19 protein-coding genes are annotated in these 19,176 nt (G+C 65.5%); 12 read left to right on the top strand and 7 right to left on the bottom strand.

Annotated elements, in window-relative coordinates; genetic code table 11:
- Positions 1-32: 32 nt before the first annotated feature.
- Both glyS and M2331_RS07000 read right to left on the bottom strand, forming a co-directional pair.
- Positions 33-2,420 (bottom strand): glycine--tRNA ligase subunit beta, encoded by a 2,388-nt coding sequence (glyS, locus tag M2331_RS07005; protein ID WP_181559608.1) that lies wholly within the window; start codon positions 2,418-2,420, stop codon positions 33-35.
- The gene (locus tag M2331_RS07000; protein ID WP_181559607.1) at positions 2,417-3,310 is read right to left on the bottom strand and encodes a glycine--tRNA ligase subunit alpha; all 894 of its coding nucleotides are present in this window, start codon (positions 3,308-3,310) and stop codon (positions 2,417-2,419) included. The genes glyS and M2331_RS07000 overlap by 4 nt, the downstream gene beginning before the upstream one ends.
- Before the next feature lie 171 nt (positions 3,311-3,481).
- On the opposite strand from M2331_RS07000, the gene M2331_RS06995 reads away from it, so the two are divergent.
- From M2331_RS06995 to pth, 4 genes are all read left to right on the top strand, one after another.
- Positions 3,482-4,417: a TraB/GumN family protein gene (locus M2331_RS06995; RefSeq protein ID WP_181559606.1), complete on the top strand. Its 936-nt coding sequence runs from the start codon at positions 3,482-3,484 to the stop codon at positions 4,415-4,417.
- A gap of 27 nt (positions 4,418-4,444) precedes the next feature.
- Positions 4,445-5,389: a TraB/GumN family protein gene (locus tag M2331_RS06990; protein ID WP_181559605.1), complete on the top strand. Its 945-nt coding sequence runs from the start codon at positions 4,445-4,447 to the stop codon at positions 5,387-5,389.
- Positions 5,390-5,511: 122 nt separating this feature from the next.
- Positions 5,512-6,135 carry a 50S ribosomal protein L25/general stress protein Ctc gene (locus M2331_RS06985; RefSeq protein WP_181559604.1) on the top strand — a complete coding sequence of 208 codons (624 nt, stop codon included), beginning with the start codon at positions 5,512-5,514 and terminating at the stop codon, positions 6,133-6,135.
- Between the two features lie 27 nt (positions 6,136-6,162).
- Positions 6,163-6,732, top strand: coding sequence for an aminoacyl-tRNA hydrolase (pth, locus tag M2331_RS06980; RefSeq protein WP_181559603.1), 570 nt, complete (start codon positions 6,163-6,165; stop codon positions 6,730-6,732).
- A gap of 18 nt (positions 6,733-6,750) precedes the next feature.
- Here pth and M2331_RS06975 read toward each other — a convergent pair whose 3' ends face one another.
- Both M2331_RS06975 and M2331_RS06970 read right to left on the bottom strand, forming a co-directional pair.
- Entirely contained in the window at positions 6,751-7,371 is a 621-nt protein-coding gene (locus M2331_RS06975; RefSeq protein ID WP_413716069.1) for a septal ring lytic transglycosylase RlpA family protein, read from the bottom strand.
- A gap of 155 nt (positions 7,372-7,526) precedes the next feature.
- The gene (locus M2331_RS06970) at positions 7,527-7,844 is read right to left on the bottom strand and encodes a hypothetical protein (RefSeq protein ID WP_184117305.1); all 318 of its coding nucleotides are present in this window, start codon (positions 7,842-7,844) and stop codon (positions 7,527-7,529) included.
- A 425-nt stretch (positions 7,845-8,269) separates the two neighbouring features.
- On the opposite strand from M2331_RS06970, the gene M2331_RS06965 reads away from it, so the two are divergent.
- The 4 genes from M2331_RS06965 (at position 8,270) to M2331_RS06950 (ending at position 13,269) form a co-directional block, all read left to right on the top strand.
- Complete coding sequence (locus M2331_RS06965) at positions 8,270-10,156, top strand: PhoX family protein (RefSeq protein WP_181559601.1); 1,887 nt, start codon at positions 8,270-8,272, stop codon at positions 10,154-10,156.
- Positions 10,157-10,306: 150 nt separating this feature from the next.
- A complete protein-coding gene (gene ychF / locus M2331_RS06960; RefSeq protein ID WP_181559600.1) occupies positions 10,307-11,404 on the top strand; it encodes a redox-regulated ATPase YchF in 1,098 nt (365 codons plus the stop codon).
- A 23-nt stretch (positions 11,405-11,427) separates the two neighbouring features.
- A complete protein-coding gene (locus tag M2331_RS06955) occupies positions 11,428-11,799 on the top strand; it encodes a hypothetical protein (RefSeq protein WP_181559599.1) in 372 nt (123 codons plus the stop codon).
- A 39-nt stretch (positions 11,800-11,838) separates the two neighbouring features.
- Complete coding sequence (locus M2331_RS06950) at positions 11,839-13,269, top strand: hypothetical protein (protein WP_220128529.1); 1,431 nt, start codon at positions 11,839-11,841, stop codon at positions 13,267-13,269.
- Positions 13,270-13,395: 126 nt separating this feature from the next.
- On the opposite strand, the gene M2331_RS06945 is transcribed toward M2331_RS06950, so the two are convergent.
- On the bottom strand, positions 13,396-14,118 hold the full coding sequence (locus tag M2331_RS06945; protein ID WP_264592320.1) for a class I SAM-dependent methyltransferase: 723 nt from the start codon (positions 14,116-14,118) through the stop codon (positions 13,396-13,398).
- Positions 14,115-14,576 (bottom strand): Rrf2 family transcriptional regulator, encoded by a 462-nt coding sequence (locus M2331_RS06940; RefSeq protein WP_181559598.1) that lies wholly within the window; start codon positions 14,574-14,576, stop codon positions 14,115-14,117. Before M2331_RS06940 ends, M2331_RS06945 begins: the two co-directional genes overlap by 4 nt.
- Positions 14,577-14,692: 116 nt before the next feature.
- On the opposite strand from M2331_RS06940, the gene M2331_RS06935 reads away from it, so the two are divergent.
- The 3 genes from M2331_RS06935 (at position 14,693) to M2331_RS06925 (ending at position 16,176) form a co-directional block, all read left to right on the top strand.
- Positions 14,693-15,154 (top strand): MaoC family dehydratase, encoded by a 462-nt coding sequence (locus tag M2331_RS06935; protein ID WP_181559597.1) that lies wholly within the window; start codon positions 14,693-14,695, stop codon positions 15,152-15,154.
- 90 nt (positions 15,155-15,244) lie between these two features.
- Positions 15,245-15,772, top strand: a complete 528-nt coding sequence (locus M2331_RS06930; protein ID WP_181559596.1) for a nuclear transport factor 2 family protein — start codon at positions 15,245-15,247, stop codon at positions 15,770-15,772.
- Positions 15,769-16,176: a nuclear transport factor 2 family protein gene (locus M2331_RS06925; RefSeq protein WP_181559595.1), complete on the top strand. Its 408-nt coding sequence runs from the start codon at positions 15,769-15,771 to the stop codon at positions 16,174-16,176. The genes M2331_RS06930 and M2331_RS06925 overlap by 4 nt, the downstream gene beginning before the upstream one ends.
- Before the next feature lie 24 nt (positions 16,177-16,200).
- On the opposite strand, the gene mutL is transcribed toward M2331_RS06925, so the two are convergent.
- A complete protein-coding gene (mutL, locus tag M2331_RS06920) occupies positions 16,201-17,979 on the bottom strand; it encodes a DNA mismatch repair endonuclease MutL (protein ID WP_181559594.1) in 1,779 nt (592 codons plus the stop codon).
- Positions 17,980-18,123: 144 nt separating this feature from the next.
- Here mutL and M2331_RS06915 point away from each other — a divergent pair, with 144 nt between their 5' ends.
- On the top strand, positions 18,124-19,167 hold the full coding sequence (locus M2331_RS06915) for a rod shape-determining protein (RefSeq protein ID WP_181559593.1): 1,044 nt from the start codon (positions 18,124-18,126) through the stop codon (positions 19,165-19,167).
- Positions 19,168-19,176: the final 9 nt, after the last annotated feature.

Raw genomic sequence — 19,176 nt, 5'->3', positions numbered from 1 at the left:
TCGCCGCCGACGCGCGATTATTGCTCGCGAACCTAACCTTCGATTTTCGAGAAGTCGGCAACTTTGTGCACCGCAGCGCGAATACGGGTCAACAGACTTAACCGTGATTGGCGCTTGACCGGATCGGCATCGTTCACCGTCACCGTCTCGAAGAACGCATCGATCGGCGCGCGAAGTGTGGCCAGCGCGGCCATGGCGCTCTCAAAATCCTCCGCCTCGATCGCGGCCTGGGCGCGCGGCTCCGCCTCGTCCAGCGCATTGACCAGCACAGCCTCGGCCGGCTCCAGCGCGTAACCCGGCTCAGCCGCAAACTGCGCCTCGTGGGCGCGCATGGCATCGGCCATTTCCGGATCGGTCAGCGCTTCGCCGGGGTCTTCCTCGCCAAGCTGGCTCTGCGGCTTGCCGCCCTCGGGCTGTTCCTTCTTGAGGATATTGGCTGCGCGCTTGTAGCCGGCGAGGAGGTTCTTGCCGTCCTCGGTGCTGACGAAGGATTGGAGCGCATGGACGCGGGCGAGCAAGCGAACGATATCGTCCTCGCCACCGAGCGCGAACACGGCGTCGATAAGGTCGTGGCGCACGCCCGCTTCGCGCTGCTGGACCTTGAGGCGGTCGGCGGTAAACTCAAGAAGCTCTCTGGTAGCGCGATGTCCCGGAGCCGCTTGCCGATCATCAACGCCAAGCCGTGCCTCTGCAAAAGCAACAACCTGCTGAAATGTCGCGGGCTTTCCGAGAGCAGATTCCAATCCAAAATACGCTTCTGCGAAAGCGCTACGTCGTTCTGAACTTCTGGCTTGGAGATACCAATTATAGGAAGCGCTCAGAAGTGCGATTGTAAGTGAGCCCCGAATTTGGTTCCCTAGAACCAAACGGATGCTGCCCAGCGCAGCGCGGCGCAAGGCGAATGGATCTTTTGAACCCGTAGGCTTCTCGTCGATTGCAAAAAAACAAACCAACGTATCCAGCTTATCCGCCAGCGATACCGCCACCGTCACCGGCGCAGTCGGAACCTCATCCCCCTGCCCGACCGGCTTGTAATGATCGCGGATGGCATCGGCGACCGCATCCGGCAGACCTTCGGCGCGGGCATAATAGCCGCCCATCAGACCCTGCAGTTCGGGGAACTCGCCGACCATTTCGGTGACGAGATCGGCCTTGCACAGGCGGGCGGCCTGTTCGGCAAGGTCGGCCAGTTGCGCTTTGCTGTGCTCCTGCGAAGGCAGGAGCCCAGGGCCAGCCTGGGCGACATCGCCCTGGGTTCCTGCCTTCGCAGGAACACCGGGTTGGTTATCGGCGCGGACAATGCCTTCTTCCACCAGCCAGCGGGCGAGCTTCGCGACCCGCTCCACCTTGTCGGCAACGGTGCCCAGCTTCTCGTGGAAGGTGATGCGCGACAGCTTCTTCGCGTGATCCTCAAGCTTCGTCTTCTTGTCCTGCTCCCAAAAGAAGCGGGCATCGGAGAGGCGCGCGGCGAGCACCTTGCCATTGCCTTCGACAATCGCCGTGCCGCCATCAATCGCCTCGATATTCGCCGTGCAGATGAAGGCATTGGCGAGCTTGCCAGCACTATCCCGCAGCACGAAATATTTCTGGTTGATGCGCAGCGTGAGCTGGATGACCTCGGGCGGCACCTCCAGAAACGCGGCGTCGAAGCGGCCGAGCAGCGGCACCGGCCATTCGGTCAGTCCGGCATTCTCGGCGACGAGGCCGGCATCGGGGATCAGCTCCAGACCGGCCTGCGTCGCCAGTTCGTTGGCGCGCCGGTCGATGATCGCCTTGCGCTCCTCCTGATCGACGATGACATAGGCGGCGCGCAGTTGATCCGCATAGGTTGCGGCACTCTCGATGGTGATCTCGCCGCTCGAATGGAAGCGGTGGCCGCGCGTCGTCCGCCCGGTCGCAATCCCCTCGATCGCGAAGGACACCACATCATTGCCGAGCAGCGCGATAATGCCCTGCAGCGGACGCACCCAGCGCAGGCTCTCGGTGGAGAGGCTGGCATCGCCCCAGCGCATCGACTTGGGCCAGGGGAAGGCGCGCACCAACTGCGGGATCGCCTCGGCCAGCACATCGGCCGTCGCGCGGCCAGGCTTCTCGACCGTGGCGAACCACACACCATCGCGATCCTCAAGCTGGTCCTGCGTCAGGCCGGTCTTGCGCAGGAAGCCCTCCAGCGCCTGCGGCGGCGCCGAGGTGCGCGGGCCTTTGAATTCCTCGCTAACGGCCTGCGTCGAAAGCGGCAGAGCGCGGGCGATGAGGGCGAGGCGGCGGGGCGTCACATGGACGGTCAGGCCCTCGGGCTTGAGACCAGCCTGTGCCAGTGCGTCGCTGAACAGCCGGGCGAAATCCTCGCTGGCCTTGGCCTGCATGCGCGCCGGGATTTCCTCGCACCGCAGCTCGAGAAGGAAGTCAGCGCTCATCATTCCACCCACCCATTATGCGTCATCCAGGCCTCGCAACTCCCCTTCGCGAGATCGCGCACGCGGCCCATGTAGCTGGCGCGCTCCTGCACGCTGATCACGCCGCGCGCCTGCAGCAGATTGAAGACATGGCTCGCCTCGATGGCCTGCTCATAGGCCGCGAGGGGAACGCCGGCCGCGATACTCGCCTTGCACTCTTCCTCGCAATCCTTGAACCAGCGGAACAGCTTGTCCGTATCCGCCACCTCGAAGTTCCACTTGGAGAGCTGGCGCTCATTTTCGAGGAACACGTCGCCATAAGTAACGGCGGGCCGATCCCCCACCGCCTCGTTGAACACAAGGTCGTACACGCTGTCGACGCCCTGGATATACATGGCGAGGCGCTCAAGCCCGTAGGTCAGCTCGCCCGCCACCGGCTTGCAGTCGAAGCCGCCCATCTGCTGGAAATAGGTGAACTGCGTCACCTCCATGCCATCGCACCAGACTTCCCAGCCCAGGCCCCAGGCGCCGAGCGTCGGGCTCTCCCAGTCATCCTCGACGAAGCGGATGTCGTGCAGCAGCGGATCGATACCGATCGCCTTGAGCGAGCCGAGATACAGATCCTGCAGATCCGGCGGGCTCGGCTTCATAATCACCTGATATTGGTAATAATGCTGCAGCCGGTTGGGGTTCTCGCCATAACGGCCGTCCGTCGGCCGGCGCGAGGGCTGCACATAGGCGCAGTTCCACGGGTTCGGCCCAAGGCTGCGCAGCGTTGTCGCAGGGTGGAAGGTGCCCGCCCCGACCCGCATGTCGAAAGGCTGGAGGATCACGCACCCCTGCGCTGCCCAATAGTCATGCAGCGTCAGGATGAGTTGCTGAAAGCTCAGCGGTTTGGAGGCCTTATCCTGCATGGTTCAACCGTTTCACGTCTAAGCTTGAGCGGCTGTGCGCCGCCCGTCTGAACGCGCGCGCTTTGGCCCATGGGGCTAACGCGGTCAAGCCGCGCGGTGGCGCCGGGCCGGGCGGGGTTGCGTCCGCGCGCCAACTTGCCCAATGCAGGCGGTGATTTGAGGAGCGCGTGCATGAACTGGAAAACATTGATCCTCGGTTGGGCGCTGCTGCTGCCCCCGGCCCTCACCGGCCCCGCGCTCGCCCAGCAACCCAAGGCGCCGGCCACACCGGCCGCCGCTGCGGAGGCGCCCACCGTTCAGGCGCGCCCGGCCCTTTGGGTGGTGCGGGACAGGGACACGACGATCTACCTCTTCGGCACCATCCATCTGCTCAAGCCCGGCATCAGCTGGTTCGAGGGGCCGGTGCGCAAGGCGTTCGACAAGGCGGATACCGTCGTGCTGGAGGTCATCGATCAGGATCAGGGCGCCACGCGGGAGGCAATCATGCAGCGGGCGGTGGCCCCGGGCCTGCCGCTCTCCAACAAGCTCGATGAGGCGACCCGCACCGCCTATTTCGCCGCGCTGGAAAAATATGGCGTCTCGACCCTGCTGTTCGACCATGTGAAGCCCTGGTTCGCGGCCACGACCCTGACCGTGCTGCCGCTGGATGCACTCGGCTATTCGCCCGATAGCGGCGTCGACAAGGCGGTGAAGGCCGCGGCGGTCAGCGCGGGCAAGTCGCTGGTCGGGCTGGAAACGTCCAGCGAGCAGATCGGCTTTTTCGACCAGATGCCCGAGGGCGTGCAGCTGACCCTGCTCAAGGAGACGCTGGCGGAGCTGCCGACCCTGGCCGAAACCATCGACGGCATGGTCGCCGCGTGGAGCGCTGGCGACGAAGAACGGCTCGCGGCGCTGATGAACGAGACGACCGAGAGCAGCGAAGAAATCGAGCGCATCCTGCTGACCGACCGCAATGCCCGCTGGGCCGAATGGATCGCCGCGCGGATGAAGCAGCCCGGCACGGTCTTCATGGCGGTGGGCGCGGGTCATCTGTCGGGAGACAAGAGCGTGCAGGCGATGCTGGAAAAGCACGGTCTGTCCGCCAAGCGGGTGAAATGGCCCCGGTGATGGACGGGGCAGCATAAGGGCTGATCGATGAGTGCGCCGCACCCAGCCTTGAACAAGCGCCGCCTTGCGCCGCTGCTGCTGCTCGCGCTGGCCTCCCTGGCAGCCCTTTTGTGGCTGGGCTGGCGGATCGGCGCGCCGACGCAGCCCGATCCCGCCGCCGTCACGGCGCGCCCGGCGCTGTGGCAGGCCAGCAAGGGCGAGGCGCGGCTCTGGCTGTTCGGCACCATCCATGCCGTGCCGCGCGGCGAGGCCTGGCTCTCGCCGGCCATCGCCAAGGCGGCCGACGAAAGCGACCGCTTGTATCTGGAGGTCACCGGGCTTGAAGGTGAGCGCAAGAGCCGGGCGGTATTCGAGCGGCTGGGGCGGCGCGCCGGCCTGCCGCCCATCGCCGCGCGCCTCTCGCCTGAGGATGCCGAGCGCTATCGGGCGCTGCAGGCGAACCACGGCGCGGCGCTCGATCAGCTGGACAGCTATGAGAGCTGGGCCGCCGCGCTGCTCCTCAACGCTGCGGCCGCCTCCGGCCTCTCGCTCACCGCCGCGGAGGCGGGCGAAGCGGTGCTGGAGCAGCGCTTCAACAAGGCCTCCCGGCCGGTTCTGGGGCTGGAGACCATCGACCAGCAACTCGGCCTGTTCGACAGGATGCCGGAGAGCGAGCAACGGCTGCTGCTCAGCCAGTCCCTCACCGACGCGGCGCAGGCCCCTGCCCTCTACCGCAGCCTGTTTACCGCCTGGGCGGGCGGCGACGTGGCCCGGCTGGAGCGCGAGTTCATCGCCCCGTTCGCCCGCGCGCCGGCTCTGCGCGCAAGACTGATCGATGGGCGCAATGAGCGCTGGGCGCGGCATCTCGATGCGGCCATGACGGCCCAACCCGGCACAGCCTTCGTCGCGGTCGGCGCCGGGCATCTGGTTGGCGATGCCAGCCTGCAGGCCCGCCTTGCCGCGCGCGGATGGCGCATCGATCGGGTGCAATGAACGCGCGCTCGGTCGCTTCGCTTGCTTTCCCCGCAATTTGCCGCTAAGCGCCCCGGCTTCCGTCATGGTCATCCCTGGAGGCGTGGCGGAGATTCTAGCACTAAGCTTCTGGAGACACGCACATGAGCGATACGCTTACGCTGTCGGCCGAGGCACGCGATCGGGCAGGCAAGGGAGCCTCCCGCGCTCTCCGCCGTGAGGGCCGCGTTCCCGCCGTCATTTATGGCAATAATGAAGAGCCGCAGTCGATTCACGTTGAGGAAAAGATCCTCAACAAGCTGCTCGGCACGGGCCATTTCTTCAATTCGGTCGTCATGGTCGAAGTGGGCGGCAAGAAGGTCCGCACGCTCCCCAAGGACGTGGCGTTCCATCCGGTTACGGATCGTCCGCTCCATGCCGACTTCCTGCGTGTTTCCGAACACGCCCAGGTGCATGTGAATGTGCCCGTGGTGTTCGAGAACGAAGAGGCCGCTCCCGGTCTCAAGCGCGGTGGCGTGCTCAACGTCGTCCGTCACGAGCTGGAAATGATCGTGGATGCCGCCGAGATTCCGGACAGCATCACGGTTGACCTCACCGGCTTCGATGTGGGCGATTCGATCCACATCAGCGCGGTGAAGCTGCCCAAGGGCGCCGAGCCGGCGATCACCGATCGCGATTTCACCATTGCCACCATCGTTGCTCCGTCCGCGCTCAAGTCGAGCGAAGGCGACACGACGAAGGACGGCGAAGAGGCCGGCGAGGCGTAAGCCTCTCCGCGCGGGGGGAGCGCATCTGTGCAACTCTGGGTTGGCCTCGGCAATCCCGGATCGCAATATGCGCTCCACCGCCACAATGTCGGCTTCATGGCGCTGGACGTCATCGCCGCAGACTACGGCTTTTCGCCGTGGAAGAAGCAGTTTCAGGGGCTCGTTTCCGAAGGCCGCATCGGCCCGCACAAGCTGCTGCTACTCAAACCCCAGACATTCATGAACCAGAGCGGCCGCGCTATCCGCGCCGCCTGTGATTTCTACAAGCTCGGTGTCGAGGACGTCACCGTCTTCCACGACGAGCTCGATCTTGCGCCGATGAAGATGAAGGTGAAGCGCGGCGGCGGCACCGCCGGCCATAATGGCCTGCGCTCCACCGACGCGCATCTGGGCAAGGACTTTCGCCGCGTGCGCATCGGCATCGGCCATCCCGGCGACAAGGACCGCGTGACCGGCCATGTGCTCGGCAACTATGCCAAGATCGAGATCGATCCGCTGGCCGACCTGCTCGGCGCCATGTCGCGCGAGGCGGAATGGCTGGCTGCGGGTGACGACGTGCGTTTCATGAACGAGGTCGCGCGCCGCTTGCAGGATTGATGGCGAGCGAGCGCGCGGTTACCGGCTCCCACCATCCTGCACCTGCGCGGCGCGATAGGCGGCAAGGCGGGCACGCCAGGGCGCCAGCGTTCGTTGCGGCACGTCCGGCCGCGCCATCGCCGGTTTGCCAGCCCGCAATCGCGCCCGATCGGCCTCGGGCGGATCGACGCGGCGCACCCGCACCTGCACCGTCCCCTGCTGCCTGATCCCCAGCAGTTCTGCCGCGCCCTCCGACAGGTCGATGATCCGGTTGCGGGCGAACGGCCCACGATCATTGACGCGCACGAGGATTGTCCGCCCTGTATCCAGCGCCGTCACTTCCACGTAGCTCGGCAAGGGCAAGGTCTTGTGAGCGGCGGAAATGCCGTGCTTCACAAAGCGCTCGCCATTGGCGGTCTGGTTACCGGATTCACTGCCATACCAGCTCGCATCGCCCAGCATATCCAGCGTGCGATCATCGCTCGGCGTGTAAGTGACGCCCCGCACCACATAAGGCGGGCCGATGCGCATCGGCGTATCGCTGACCGGCCGAAATTTGGTGCTGTTGGCGCACCCGGCGAGGGCCGGCACCGCCAGGAGAGCGAGCCAGACAGAGCGCCCCGGCAAGGCGCGCGGCATGGAAGAGCGGATCGCAAGCATCGCCTTACCCCTAACCCACTGCGCCGCCACGGTGAAGAGATGAGTCGCGTGCTAGGCGGCGGGCACAAGCTGGGCGCTTCCGGCAGTGTCGGCTATCCTGCATTTTCGTCGCGATGCAGATATTCCGGACACGACAACATTGCCGACATCGCTCACTATAGCAGCAGCCACTTCACGACGCACGCGCCAGCCAAGAGGACCAGACCGCATCCCCACCACGGGATGGGGGTGCCATCGTCATAATCTCCCAAGTCGACATACCGTTGCACCGCTTGCCTTTGACGCGCCCCGTATGCGCCGTCGCGGGATCGAATGTCAGCATCATCAAGATAGTGGTGAACGGCCTCCGGCGTCGCGTCGATTGGCAGTTCCTGCTGAAGCTCGCTTGCTAGCCGCTCCACCTCAAGCCAATCTGTTGGCTCTCGTTCTTCGACAGCCAGAATGACCGCTAAGCGGCTGCGTAGCTCGTCCATTTCCACGCCTACAGCCTAGAGGATTTGGCCCTTGTTGCAACGGCCGCTTTCTACGCCAAATCAGCCGTACAGACCCTCCTAGGCTGTGTCTGAAATCGGACGTCGCATGCCCCTGAATTTTATCCAAGCCGCTCACCCTTCGTCATTCCCGCGCACGCGGGAATCCAGCTGGAGCGTTGGTCCCGAATGTAAGCGTCGATCTGGATTCCCGCGTGCGCGGGAATGACGGCGTTTTGTGCCTCTAAGCTGTCGACACCCCTTTCAGCCCCATCTCTCACCTCACCTAAGTCACAGAACTGACTTGCAATCTTCATCCCCTCGCCATCGCCTCGCAATCATCATGTCATGCGCCTCTGCGATCAGGCCTCGCCTGAGCGGCGAATGCACCTTCCGCGAGCCGTGGCGGAACCAAATCAGGGGAAATCATGTCACATCTTACCGACCAAGCCCGCGCGCCCTACCGGACCGCGATGTCTGACGAGGCCAATCCCAACAGTCTGGAAGCGATTGTCGAGGCCAATCCCTCGCGCCGCACGATCATCAAGAATGGCCTGTTCGGCCTGTCGATCTTCCCGATCGCCGCGATGCTCTCGGCCTGCGGGGAGGACAAGGACGGGATGGTGACCATTCCCAATCCCACGCCGACACCCAGCCCGACGCCGACTCCCACGCCCACGCCGGCAGTCAGCTACGCCATCGAGTTCACCTCCGTCGCCGCCAATCAGGATGACAAGGTGACCGTGCCGGCGGGCTATGACGTGAAGGTCCTGCTGAAGGCGGGCGACGCGATCGAGGCCGGCGTGACCGGCTATGCCGGCAGCTTCCCGACGCCTGCCACGGCCGAGAAATGGGCCGGCGGCAATCATGATGGCATGGAATATTTCGAGCTGTCCGGCGTTGACCCCAACAAGGGCGGCCTGCTGGCGATCAACTTTGAATATCCCGACTTCAACATTCTGATGAACGGCAATTACGATGCCGCCACCGCCACCGCCGACCAGAAGGCGCTCGCCCTCTCGGCTGTGGGCATCGGCGTGGTGGAAGTCGCCAAGGGCAGCGATGGCAACTGGGCGGTGAAGGCCGGCTCGCAATATAACAAGCGCTATACCGGCAACTCCAATTACCGCGCGGGTGGCCCGGCCGCCGGGCTGCTCTCCGGCACGATCAAGGGCATGCTCAACAATTGTTCGAGCGGCCGCACGCCGTGGGGCACCTACCTCACCTGCGAGGAAACGACGGACAATTATCTCGACCCCACGCGCCCCGAGCGGGATTATGGCTGGGTGGTCGAGATCGACCCACTGCAGGAGCTGGCTCCGGCGACTAAGCGGACCGCCATGGGCCGGTTCAGCCACGAGAATGTCGCTCACCTCACCAACAGCGATCGCCGCGTGGCCTTCTACATGGGCGACGATTCGACGCCGGGCTGCATCTACAAGTTCGTGCCGGATCAGGCCTACAGCACAACCAACCGGGCGGCGAACAGCAACCTGCTCGACTATGGCACACTCTATGTCGCCAAGTTCAATGCGGACGGCTCGGGCGAGTGGAAAGCGCTGGTGCAGGGCCAGAACGGTCTTGTCGCCAATGCGTCCGATCCGGGCGATGTCAGCCAATTCACGACGGCCCCTGCGCCGACGCCGGTGAGCTTCAACAGCCAGGCCGACGTGCTGATCAATTGCGCCTCGGCCGCGCGGGTTGCGGGTGGCACCGTGATGGATAGGCCGGAGTGGATCACGGTCTCGCCCGATGGCAAGGCGATCTTCGTGACGCTGACCAACAACAGTGGCCGCAAGGTCACGGATGCGGCGAACCCGCGCGTCACCAACCGCCACGGCCACATCCTCAAATTCCGCGAGAGCGGCGATTCTCCGCTGGCGACCGGCTTCACCTGGGAGCTTTTCCTGCTGGCCGGCGACCCCGGTTATGCCGCCGGCGGCACCAATCTGGTCGGCAATATCAATGGCGACACCTTCTCCAGCCCCGATGGCATCCGCATCGATCCGCAGGGGCGCCTGTGGGTGCAGACAGACCATAGCGTGCCGGGCACATCGGGCGCGAGCGGCGTCACCATCGAGCAGGTCGTGGGCCACAATGCGATGTTCTACATCGACCAGACGAGCAAGAAGAGCAAACGCTTCCTCATCGGCCCGACGGGCTGCGAGATTACCGGCCTTGCCTATACGCCGGATCTCAAGACCTTCTTCGTGAACATCCAGCACCCGACCGGCAACTGGCCGATCGCCGGGGAGCAACCCCGCTCCTCGACCGTGGTCATCACCCGGACGGATGGCAAGCCCGTCGGCGCCTGACCGGTTCACGATCCGACCATGCATCGCCGCCGCGCCCACCCCGGCGCGGCGGTTTCTTGTTGGGCGCTACGGTTGAGACGGCTGGCCATGGCAGCGACAGGGCGCTAAGGGGCCACATCACGTGCTTCCAGATCGAACGGACAGATTTCCATGGGTTTCAAATGCGGGATCGTCGGCCTGCCCAATGTCGGCAAGTCGACTCTCTTCAATGCGCTGACCGAGACGCAGGCCGCGCAGGCTGCCAATTATCCCTTCTGCACCATCGAGCCGAATGTCGGCCAGGTGTCGGTGCCGGATGCGCGGCTCGACAAGCTCGCGGCCATTGCCGGCAGCCAGAAGATCATTCCGACCCAGCTGGCCTTTGTGGATATCGCGGGCCTGGTGCGCGGCGCCTCCAAGGGCGAGGGCCTTGGCAACCAGTTCCTCGGCAACATCCGCGAAGTGGACGCCATCGTGCATGTGCTGCGCTGCTTCGAGAATGACGACATCCAGCATGTCGACAATCGCGTCGATCCCATTGCCGATGCCGAGACCGTCGAGACCGAGCTGATGCTCTCCGACCTTGAAAGCCTCGAAAAGCGCGTGCCGGCCTTCGCCAAGAAGGCGACCGGCGGCGACAAGGAAGCCAAGATTGCCGCCGCCGTGCTCGGTCGTGCGCTCGATCTGCTGCGCGAGGGCAAGCCCGCGCGGCTCGTCGAGATCAATGACGAGGAGGAAGCGCGCATCTTCCAGCAGGCGCAGCTGCTGACCTCCAAGCCCGTGCTCTATGTGTGCAATGTCGAGGAAGAGAGCGCGGCCGAGGGCAATGCCTTCAGCGCCCGCGTGTTCGAGAAAGCCAAGGCCGAGGGCGCGCAGGCCGTGGTGGTCTCCGCCGCGATCGAAGCCGATCTCGTCACGATGCCGATCGAGGATCGCGCCGAGTTTCTGGAGGCCATGGGCCTGGAGGAAGCCGGGCTGGCCCGCGTGATCCGCGCCGGCTACGATCTGCTGCACCTCATCACCTTCTTCACCGTCGGCCCCAAGGAAGCGCGTGCCTGGACGGTCCATCGCGGCGCCAGCGCGCCGGAAGCAGCGGGCGAAATCCACAGCGATTTCCAGAAGGGCTTCATCCGCGCCGAAACCGTCGCCTTCGACGATTTCATCTCGCTTGGCGGCGAGGCGAAGGCGCGCGAGGCCGGCAAGCTGCGCGCCGAAGGCAAAGCCTATGTGGTGCAGGACGGCGACGTGATGCACTTCCTTCACAGCTAGATCGGTGCGATAACCTCGCCATCATGCCGTTGCCCCGCCGACTACTCTGCGCGCTGCTGACGCTGCTGCTGGCTCTGCCGGCCATGCAGGCCAGCGCGTGTGCGCCGGGGAGCGAGGGGACGGGCGTCGCGCACCATGCGAGCGCCCAGACTGCCGCGCCGCATGGCGATCACGCTGCCCATAGCGGCCATGCTCCGTCCATCCCGGATGGCTCCAAGCCGGCGGTGGCGCATCATGATTGCATCGGCTGCGTCGCGCCGATCGACAGCCGGAGCTACCGCCCGGTCGATCGACTGTCCTTGCTGCCGGGCAAGGCGAACTGGTCCCCCAACCCTGCCCGGCTGACCGACTGGCTGGGTTCGCCCGACACGCCCCCTCCCCGACAGGTCCTCTGAACGCTTTTCCCACACAGCCTCAGACAGGACTTTTATATCATGAGTTTTCGATTGAACGTGGCTGCGAGCCTGCTCGCGGCAGCCTCGCCCGTTGCCCTCTTCGCGCAGGCGCCGATGGCCGGGCGTGACCATGCCGGACACCAGAGCGCCAGCCCGGTGACGCCGTCCGCCGAAAATGCTGGCGAGACGATGGACCATTCGACCATGGATCATGGCGCGATGGATCATGCCGGCATGAACCACTCTGGCATGGATCATTCGGGGATGGATCACGCCCAGCACAATGCCGAAGCGCCCGCCTCGGCGCCGAACCACATCCACCCCACCGACACCGCCCAACCTTATGTCGATGGCTCCGGCACGGCGCGGCTCCCGGCGGCGCAAGGCCCGATGAGCGGCCTTCATGCGATGAGCGGCGACTGGATGTTGATGGCGCACGGCAATGTCCAGCTCAATTACACCGACCACAAGGGGCCGCGCGGCGACGATCTGGTCTACGCCACCTCCATGCTGATGCTGGCGGCGGAGCGGGATCTCGGCGGCGCGCGGCTCGCGCTCCGCTCGATGCTCAGCCTTGAACCGACCATGTCAGCGCGGGGCTACCCCAATCTCTTTGCCACGGGCGAGACGGCGGGCGGCGCGGCGCTGGTCGACCGCCAGCATCCGCACGATCTCTTCATGGAGCTGGCCGCGCGGCTGGACGTGGACATCGCGCCCGGCGCGAGCGTCTTCCTCTATGGCGGACCGGTCGGCGAGCCGGCGCTGGGGCCATCGGCCTTCATGCACCGGGCGAGCGCGCATTATAATCCCGAGCCGCCGATCACGCACCACTGGTTCGATTCCACCCATATCACTTATGGCGTGGTGACTGCGGGCGTCGCCTTGCCGCAATGGCAGCTCGAAGGCTCGGCCTTCCGGGGGCGTGAGCCGGATGAGGAGCGCTGGGGCATCGAGACGTCCAAGCTCGATAGCTGGTCGGTGCGGCTGAGCTGGACGCCGACGCCAAACTGGGCCGCGCAGGTCAGCCATGGCTTTCTCAAAAATCCCGAGACGCTTCATGGCGACCAGAACGAGCATCGTACCACGGCGAGCGTCCATTATGCGGACGGCGCCCTCTCGGCGACCGCGGCCTTCTCCGCCAAGAACCGCGACCCCGGCGATACGCTGACCGCCTGGCTCGGCGAGATCAATTACGATCTGACGCCGCGCCACAGCCTGTTCGGCCGGGTCGAGAATGTCGCCAATGATGAGCTGATCCCCGATCATGACGATCCGCTCCACGACGTGCCGTTCCGCATCACCAAAATGCAGGCCGGCTATGCGTGGAACACCCCGATTGGTGACGGCCCGGTCCACCTCGCGCTTGGCGGTAGCGTCAATCTCTACGCCAAGCCGGCAGCGCTGGATGCGGTCTATGGGGATAATCCCTGGGGCTGTACGCTGTTCGCGCGGCTTTCCTTGGGGCGCTGACATCAGCCTCCCCTCCTCCTGCTAGGAGGGGTCGGGGGTGGTGGCGATGCGTCAGCATCGGAAAGCGATTGCGCGTCCGTAGCGTTGCTGCACCACCCCAACCCCTCCTCTGCTAAAAGTGGCCCTTCACGCGTGGCCGATCCAGCCCCGCCATGTGAAGGCAGCGTAGAACAGCGCCATGTCCGCAAAGCCGCCGGCTCTCAAAATGGCTTCGTCTTCTTCAGGCGAGAGGCAGTGGAGGCTGGCGGCGACGGCGGCGCGGGCCTTGGCGGTGTCGGCCGGGTCCGCGCCCATCGCCTTGGGGTAAGCGGCATAGCGGTCCAGCCAGACATTGCGGGTCTCCGCGTCCTGCGGGAAGCTGCTATGGGCAGCGACGAAGGGTGCGCCTGGGCGCAGGCGGCGGTGGATTTGCTGCACGGTGCGCGTCCGCTCGGTGGGATCGAGAAAATGCAGGGTCAGGAGGCAGACCGCCGCATCGAATGGCCCGTCCGGCGCATCATCGATCAGCCCGTGCACCAGCTCGACGCACTCCATCAGCGGACCGAGCTGCCGTTCAGCCAGTTTCAGCATTTCACCGGCCGGGTCCACGCCCACGAATCGCCAATCTGGTTGTACCTCCGCGAGCGCCTTCAATTCCATGCCGCCGCCCGCGCCGAGCACGAGCACCCGCGCATCCGATGGGGCGTGCTCGTCAAGCAGCAGTCCGGTCATCCGGTGCAGCGCATCCAGCCCCGGCACGAAGCGGCGCGGGCCGTCCCAATAGCGCGCCGTGGCTGCCGGATCATCGAAGGCCTTGATGAACATGTCCGGGTCCACCGTCTCGTCCGGTGCGGTGTCGTGCGTGGTCATGGATTTTCGATCCTGTGTTGGGCGCCGTAATCGGACGGCAAGAGACGGTGGAAGCCGGCGCTGAGACTGGCGAGCGTGACGGTGGCGTAGGAGTCGAGCAACAATGCCTCGGCCTGCCGCAGCGGTGCATCGAGCGCGGCGTTGACGGCCCGCTCGACCGCGCAGCCGGGGTTGTCGCTGCGATTGCCGATGGCGAAGAGCGGCGGTGCCCCGATGGCCCGATAGATATCGAGCAGCGTGACGGCCGCCGGATCGCAGGCGATGGACCAGCCCCCGCCATGGCCCTTTTCCGAGCGGACATAACCGGAGTCCCGCAAGCCGGCCATGACCCGGCGGATCACCACCGGGTTGGTCTGCATGATCCTGGCCAGCATCTCCGATGTAACCGGACGCTGCTGCTCGGCCATGTGGAGCAGGACGTGGAGGACGCCGGACAATTTGCTGCTGTTGCGACTCATGCAACATATTATGTTACATATTCGCGCCCTGTTCAAGCCGGGTGAGCACCGCTTGCCCTTCTCGCCCGCCCCGCTTAGGCAAACGGCCATCCGATCCCTGAACCGAAGGCACAGACATGGACTATTATTGGGAAGACCTGGAGCTTGGCCTCACCGAGCATTTCGGCCCGTTCGAAGTGGATCGCGATGAAGTGATCGCCTTTGCCGAGCGCTATGATCCGCAGCCCTTCCACCTCGATGAGGAGGCGGCTGCAAAGACCCATTTCGGTCGCCTCGCGGCGAGCGGCTGGCAGACCTGCGCGATGATGATGGGCGCGATGGTGCGGGCGCGGCAGAATAGCGGCGGCTGGCAGGCCAATGCGCTGGGTGCGATGGGTCTGGACGAACTGCGCTGGCGCCGCCCGGTCTTCCCGGGCGACGTGCTGCGCGGATCGAGCGAACTGGTCGAGAAGCTGAAATCGCGCAGCCGGCCGGAGACGGGCATCCTCAAATGGCGCACGCGCCTGCTCAATCAGGACGATCAGGAAGTGCTCAGCCTTGTCTCCGTCGTGCTCCATCGTCGCCGCCCGCAGGCCTGATGCGACAAATGCTGCACAAGATGTATTGATCTCTCAACATCCTTGCTGCACCCTGCGCGCGTCGGCCATGGGGGCGGCAAGGAGAGGATCATGAAGGATGACAAGGCTGTGCCGGTAGCGCTCGCACCATCGCGGCGCACGTTCATCGCCGGGGCGGCAGCACTCGGCATCGGCAGCACCAGCGCGCTTGCAAGAGCCGCAACGCAGGAGGGCACCGTGCCGTCGCAGCCCTGGTTCGAGGCGTATCTGGCCGCGTTCAACCGCGCCGACGAAGCGGTGTTCAGCGCTTATTATGCCGATGACGTGCAGTTCTTCGGCCAGGCCGCGCAGGTAACCGGCCGACAGGCGGTGATCGATTTCTATCGCGGCGTGCGCAAGCATCTGCATGAGAAGGTGGATCTGCTGACCTATGTGGGCGATCCGTCCGGCGCGCATATCCTCGCGGTGCTCCGCACGACGCTGGTGGCGCACACCGACTGGCCGGACATGCCGACCGGCGCGCTCAAGGCGGGCGACACGCGCTCGAGCGTCAACTTCGTCATGTACGACATCAAGGATGGCCGGTTCACGCGGGTCCGCTCGGCCCGGTTCAGTCCGCAGAAGGGGCGCAGCGCATGACACAGGAAGATCGCTTCCGGGCCTATATCGCCTCGTTCAATGCGCAGGACTGGCCCGCACTGGTGAAGAATTACGCGCCGGATGTGCATCTGGTCATCGGCAATGGCACGGAGCTGATCGGGCACGATGCCATCGTCGCCTTCTACAAGAAGGTGAACGAGCAGACGCGGCGCATCATTCAGGTCCGCAATGTCTTTACCGATGGCAAGCGGCTGGTCGCCGAGCTGGAATCGGAGTTTCTGGCCACGGTCGATGCACCCGATTTCACCTCCGGCCCACTCAAGAAGGGCGACCGCATCCACATCAACAGTTTCGCGCTGTATGAATATGTGGGCGACGTCTTCACCAACATCCGCTCGGCGGTGTTCCGGCGGGAATTCATCCCGGCCGGCAAGAGCGAATAAGCAGAGCGAACAAGCCGCGCCGGCTCAATGCCGGCCGAACAGCTTCTCGATGTCGCCATGCGCCAGCTTGATCCAGGTCGGCCGGCCATGGTTGCATTGCCCGCTATGGGGGGTGACCTCCATCTCGCGGAGCAGCGCGTTCATTTCTGCCACGGAGAGCACCCGCCCTGCCCGAACCGAGCCGTGGCAGGCCATGGTCGCCGCGACAAGATCGAGCCGGGCCTTGAGCGAGGCGGCATCGCCAAGCGCGGCCAGATCGTCGGCGAGATCGCGGACGAGGCCGGGCACGTCGCTGGCGCCAAGTAGGGCCGGTGCAGCGCGGACGAGAATTGCGGCCGGGCCGAAGCGCTCGACCTCCAAACCGAGTTCGGCCAGCTCGGCGGCGCGCGCCTCGATCCGGTCGCAGGCCGGCTCATCCAGCTCGACCACTTCCGGCAACAGCAGCGCCTGCCGCGCGACCGCGCCGTCGGCCAAAGCCCGCCGCATCCGCTCCAGCACGAGGCGTTCGTGCGCGGCATGCTGATCGACCAGCACCAGCCCATCCTCGGCTTCGGCGACGATATAGGTTCGCGCCACCTGCCCGCGCGCCACGCCCAACGGAAACTCGCGATGCTCGGCCGGCGGCTGCGCGACCGGCGCTTCCGCCCGGCCAGACGGTGCGAAACCGGTGAAACGGGCTTGGCGGTCCGCGAACAGCGGCGCGGCGCTATAAGCACCGCCGGATGACGGCGCCCGCCAAGTTGTGGGAGCCTCGGGTGCCGGCGCCTCTTCGCGCTGCCACAGATCGGCGGCGCTGGCCTCGGGCCGGTTGGCGACGCGCATCCCGGCATCATCGAGCGCCCGGCGCAGGCCGCTGACGATCATCCCGCGCATGAAGGCGGGATCGCGGAAGCGTACTTCTGTCTTGGCAGGGTGCACGTTCACGTCCACGTCCGGCATCGGCACATTCAGGAACAAGGCCAGCACCGGATGCCGGTCCCGCGCGATGAAATCGGCATAGGCGCCGCGCACAGCGCCCACCAGCAGGCGGTCGCGCACCGGGCGGCCGTTGACGAAGAGATACTGATGATCGGCCGAGCCGCGATGATAGGTGGGCAACGAGGCGACGCCGCTGATCGTCACCGCCTCCCGTTCCAGCGACACGATGACGTGATTGTCGGCCAGCTCGCGATCGATGAGCTGGGCGACGCGATCCTCGCGGGTCTGCCCGCCCGGCAACGAGAACACCCGGCGTCCGTCATGCTCCAGCACGAAGGCGACATCGTTGCGCGCCATGGCGAGGCGCCGGACGATGTCGAGGCAGGCGGCATATTCCGACCGGGCCGAGCGCAGGAACTTGCGGCGCGCCGGAACGCGCTCGAACAGCCCATTCATCTCCACCCTCGTGCCGGGCGCCATCGCGCAGGGGGCAGCGGTGGCCAGCACGCCATTGTCGCACACCACGCGCCAGCCATCCGCATCGCGCTGGCGGCTGGCGATGCTGAGGCGCGAGACGCTGCCGATGGAGGGCAGCGCCTCACCCCGAAAACCGAGCGTCCTGACCGCCTCAATGGCCTCGTCCGGCAGCTTGGATGTGGCGTGGCGCTCCAGCGCGAGGGGCAGATCGTCGCGGCTCATGCCATGGCCATCATCGGTGACGCTCAGGCCACCGCGGCCGCCCTGCTGCAGCGAGATCGCAACGGAGCGGGCCTGCGCATCCAGCGCGTTTTCCAGCAACTCCTTGAGCGCGCTCGCAGGGCGCTCGACCACCTCTCCGGCGGCAATTCGATTAACGAGGGACTCGGGGAGGCGGCGTATTGACATTGGATTGCGACTAGACCAAGCGAGCCTCCTACGCGAGCGAAAGCCACCCCTTTTTCCGGTGGCTGGAGTCGGCAGGGCGGGCATTCCCCGGAGCATCTGAAAGCCGCGTCCTCACCGGCGCGACCGGCATGAACAGGACAGTCAATGGCGTTCTTCTCCAATTGGTTCAAGTTCACTTCCAGGGACATGGCGATCGACCTCGGCACGGCCAACACAGTGGTCTATGTGCGCGGTCACGGCATTGTCCTCAATGAACCATCCGTGGTTGCGGTGGAGACGATCAACGGCGTGAAGCGCGTCAAGGCCGTCGGCGAAGACGCCAAGCTGATGATGGGCAAGACGCCGGAATCCATCGAGGCCATCCGCCCGCTGCGCGACGGCGTGATCGCCGACATCGACATTGCCGAGCAGATGATCAAATGGTTCATCAGCAAGGTCCATGGCCACCGCCGCTTCCCCCGCTTCCCCGAGATCGTGATCTGCGTGCCGTCCGGCTCGACCAGCGTCGAGCGCCGCGCGATCCGTGATGCCGCCAGCAATGCCGGCGCGAGCCAGGTCTTCCTGATCGAGGAGCCAATGGCCGCTGCGATCGGCGCCGATATGCCCGTGACCGAGCCCATCGGCTCAATGGTCGTTGACATTGGCGGCGGCACGACCGAGGTCGCCGTGCTCTCGCTGCGCGGCCTGGCCTACACCACCAGCGTGCGCGTGGGCGGTGACAAGATGGATGAAGCCATCGTCTCCTATGTCCGTCGCCACCACAATCTGCTGATCGGCGAGGCCACGGCCGAGCGGATCAAGAAGGAATATGGCATCGCCCAGAAGCCGGCCGACGGCGTGGGCGCGACGATCCACATCAAGGGCCGCGACCTCGTGAACGGCGTGCCGAAGGAAATCGCGATCAATCAGGGCCAGATCGCCGATGCGCTGGCCGAGCCCATTGGCACCATCGTGGAAGGCGTGCGCATCGCGCTTGAAAACACCGCGCCGGAGCTGGCCGCCGATATCGTCGATCAGGGCATCGTCCTCACCGGCGGCGGCGCGCTGCTCAAGGGGCTGGACGAGGAACTGCGCGACGAGACGGGGCTTCCCGTGACCGTTGCGGAAGACCCGCTGACCTGCGTCGCCATCGGCACGGGGCGCGCGATGGAGGACCCGGTCTTCCGCGGCGTGCTCCAGACCGCCTAAGCCCGAGGT

The organism is Sphingobium sp. B10D7B (assembly GCF_025961955.1).
Taxonomy (GTDB): Bacteria; Pseudomonadota; Alphaproteobacteria; order Sphingomonadales; family Sphingomonadaceae; genus Sphingobium.
The sequence above is the reverse complement of the archived record's forward strand: the minus strand, read 5'-3'. Positions and strand labels throughout refer to the sequence as shown.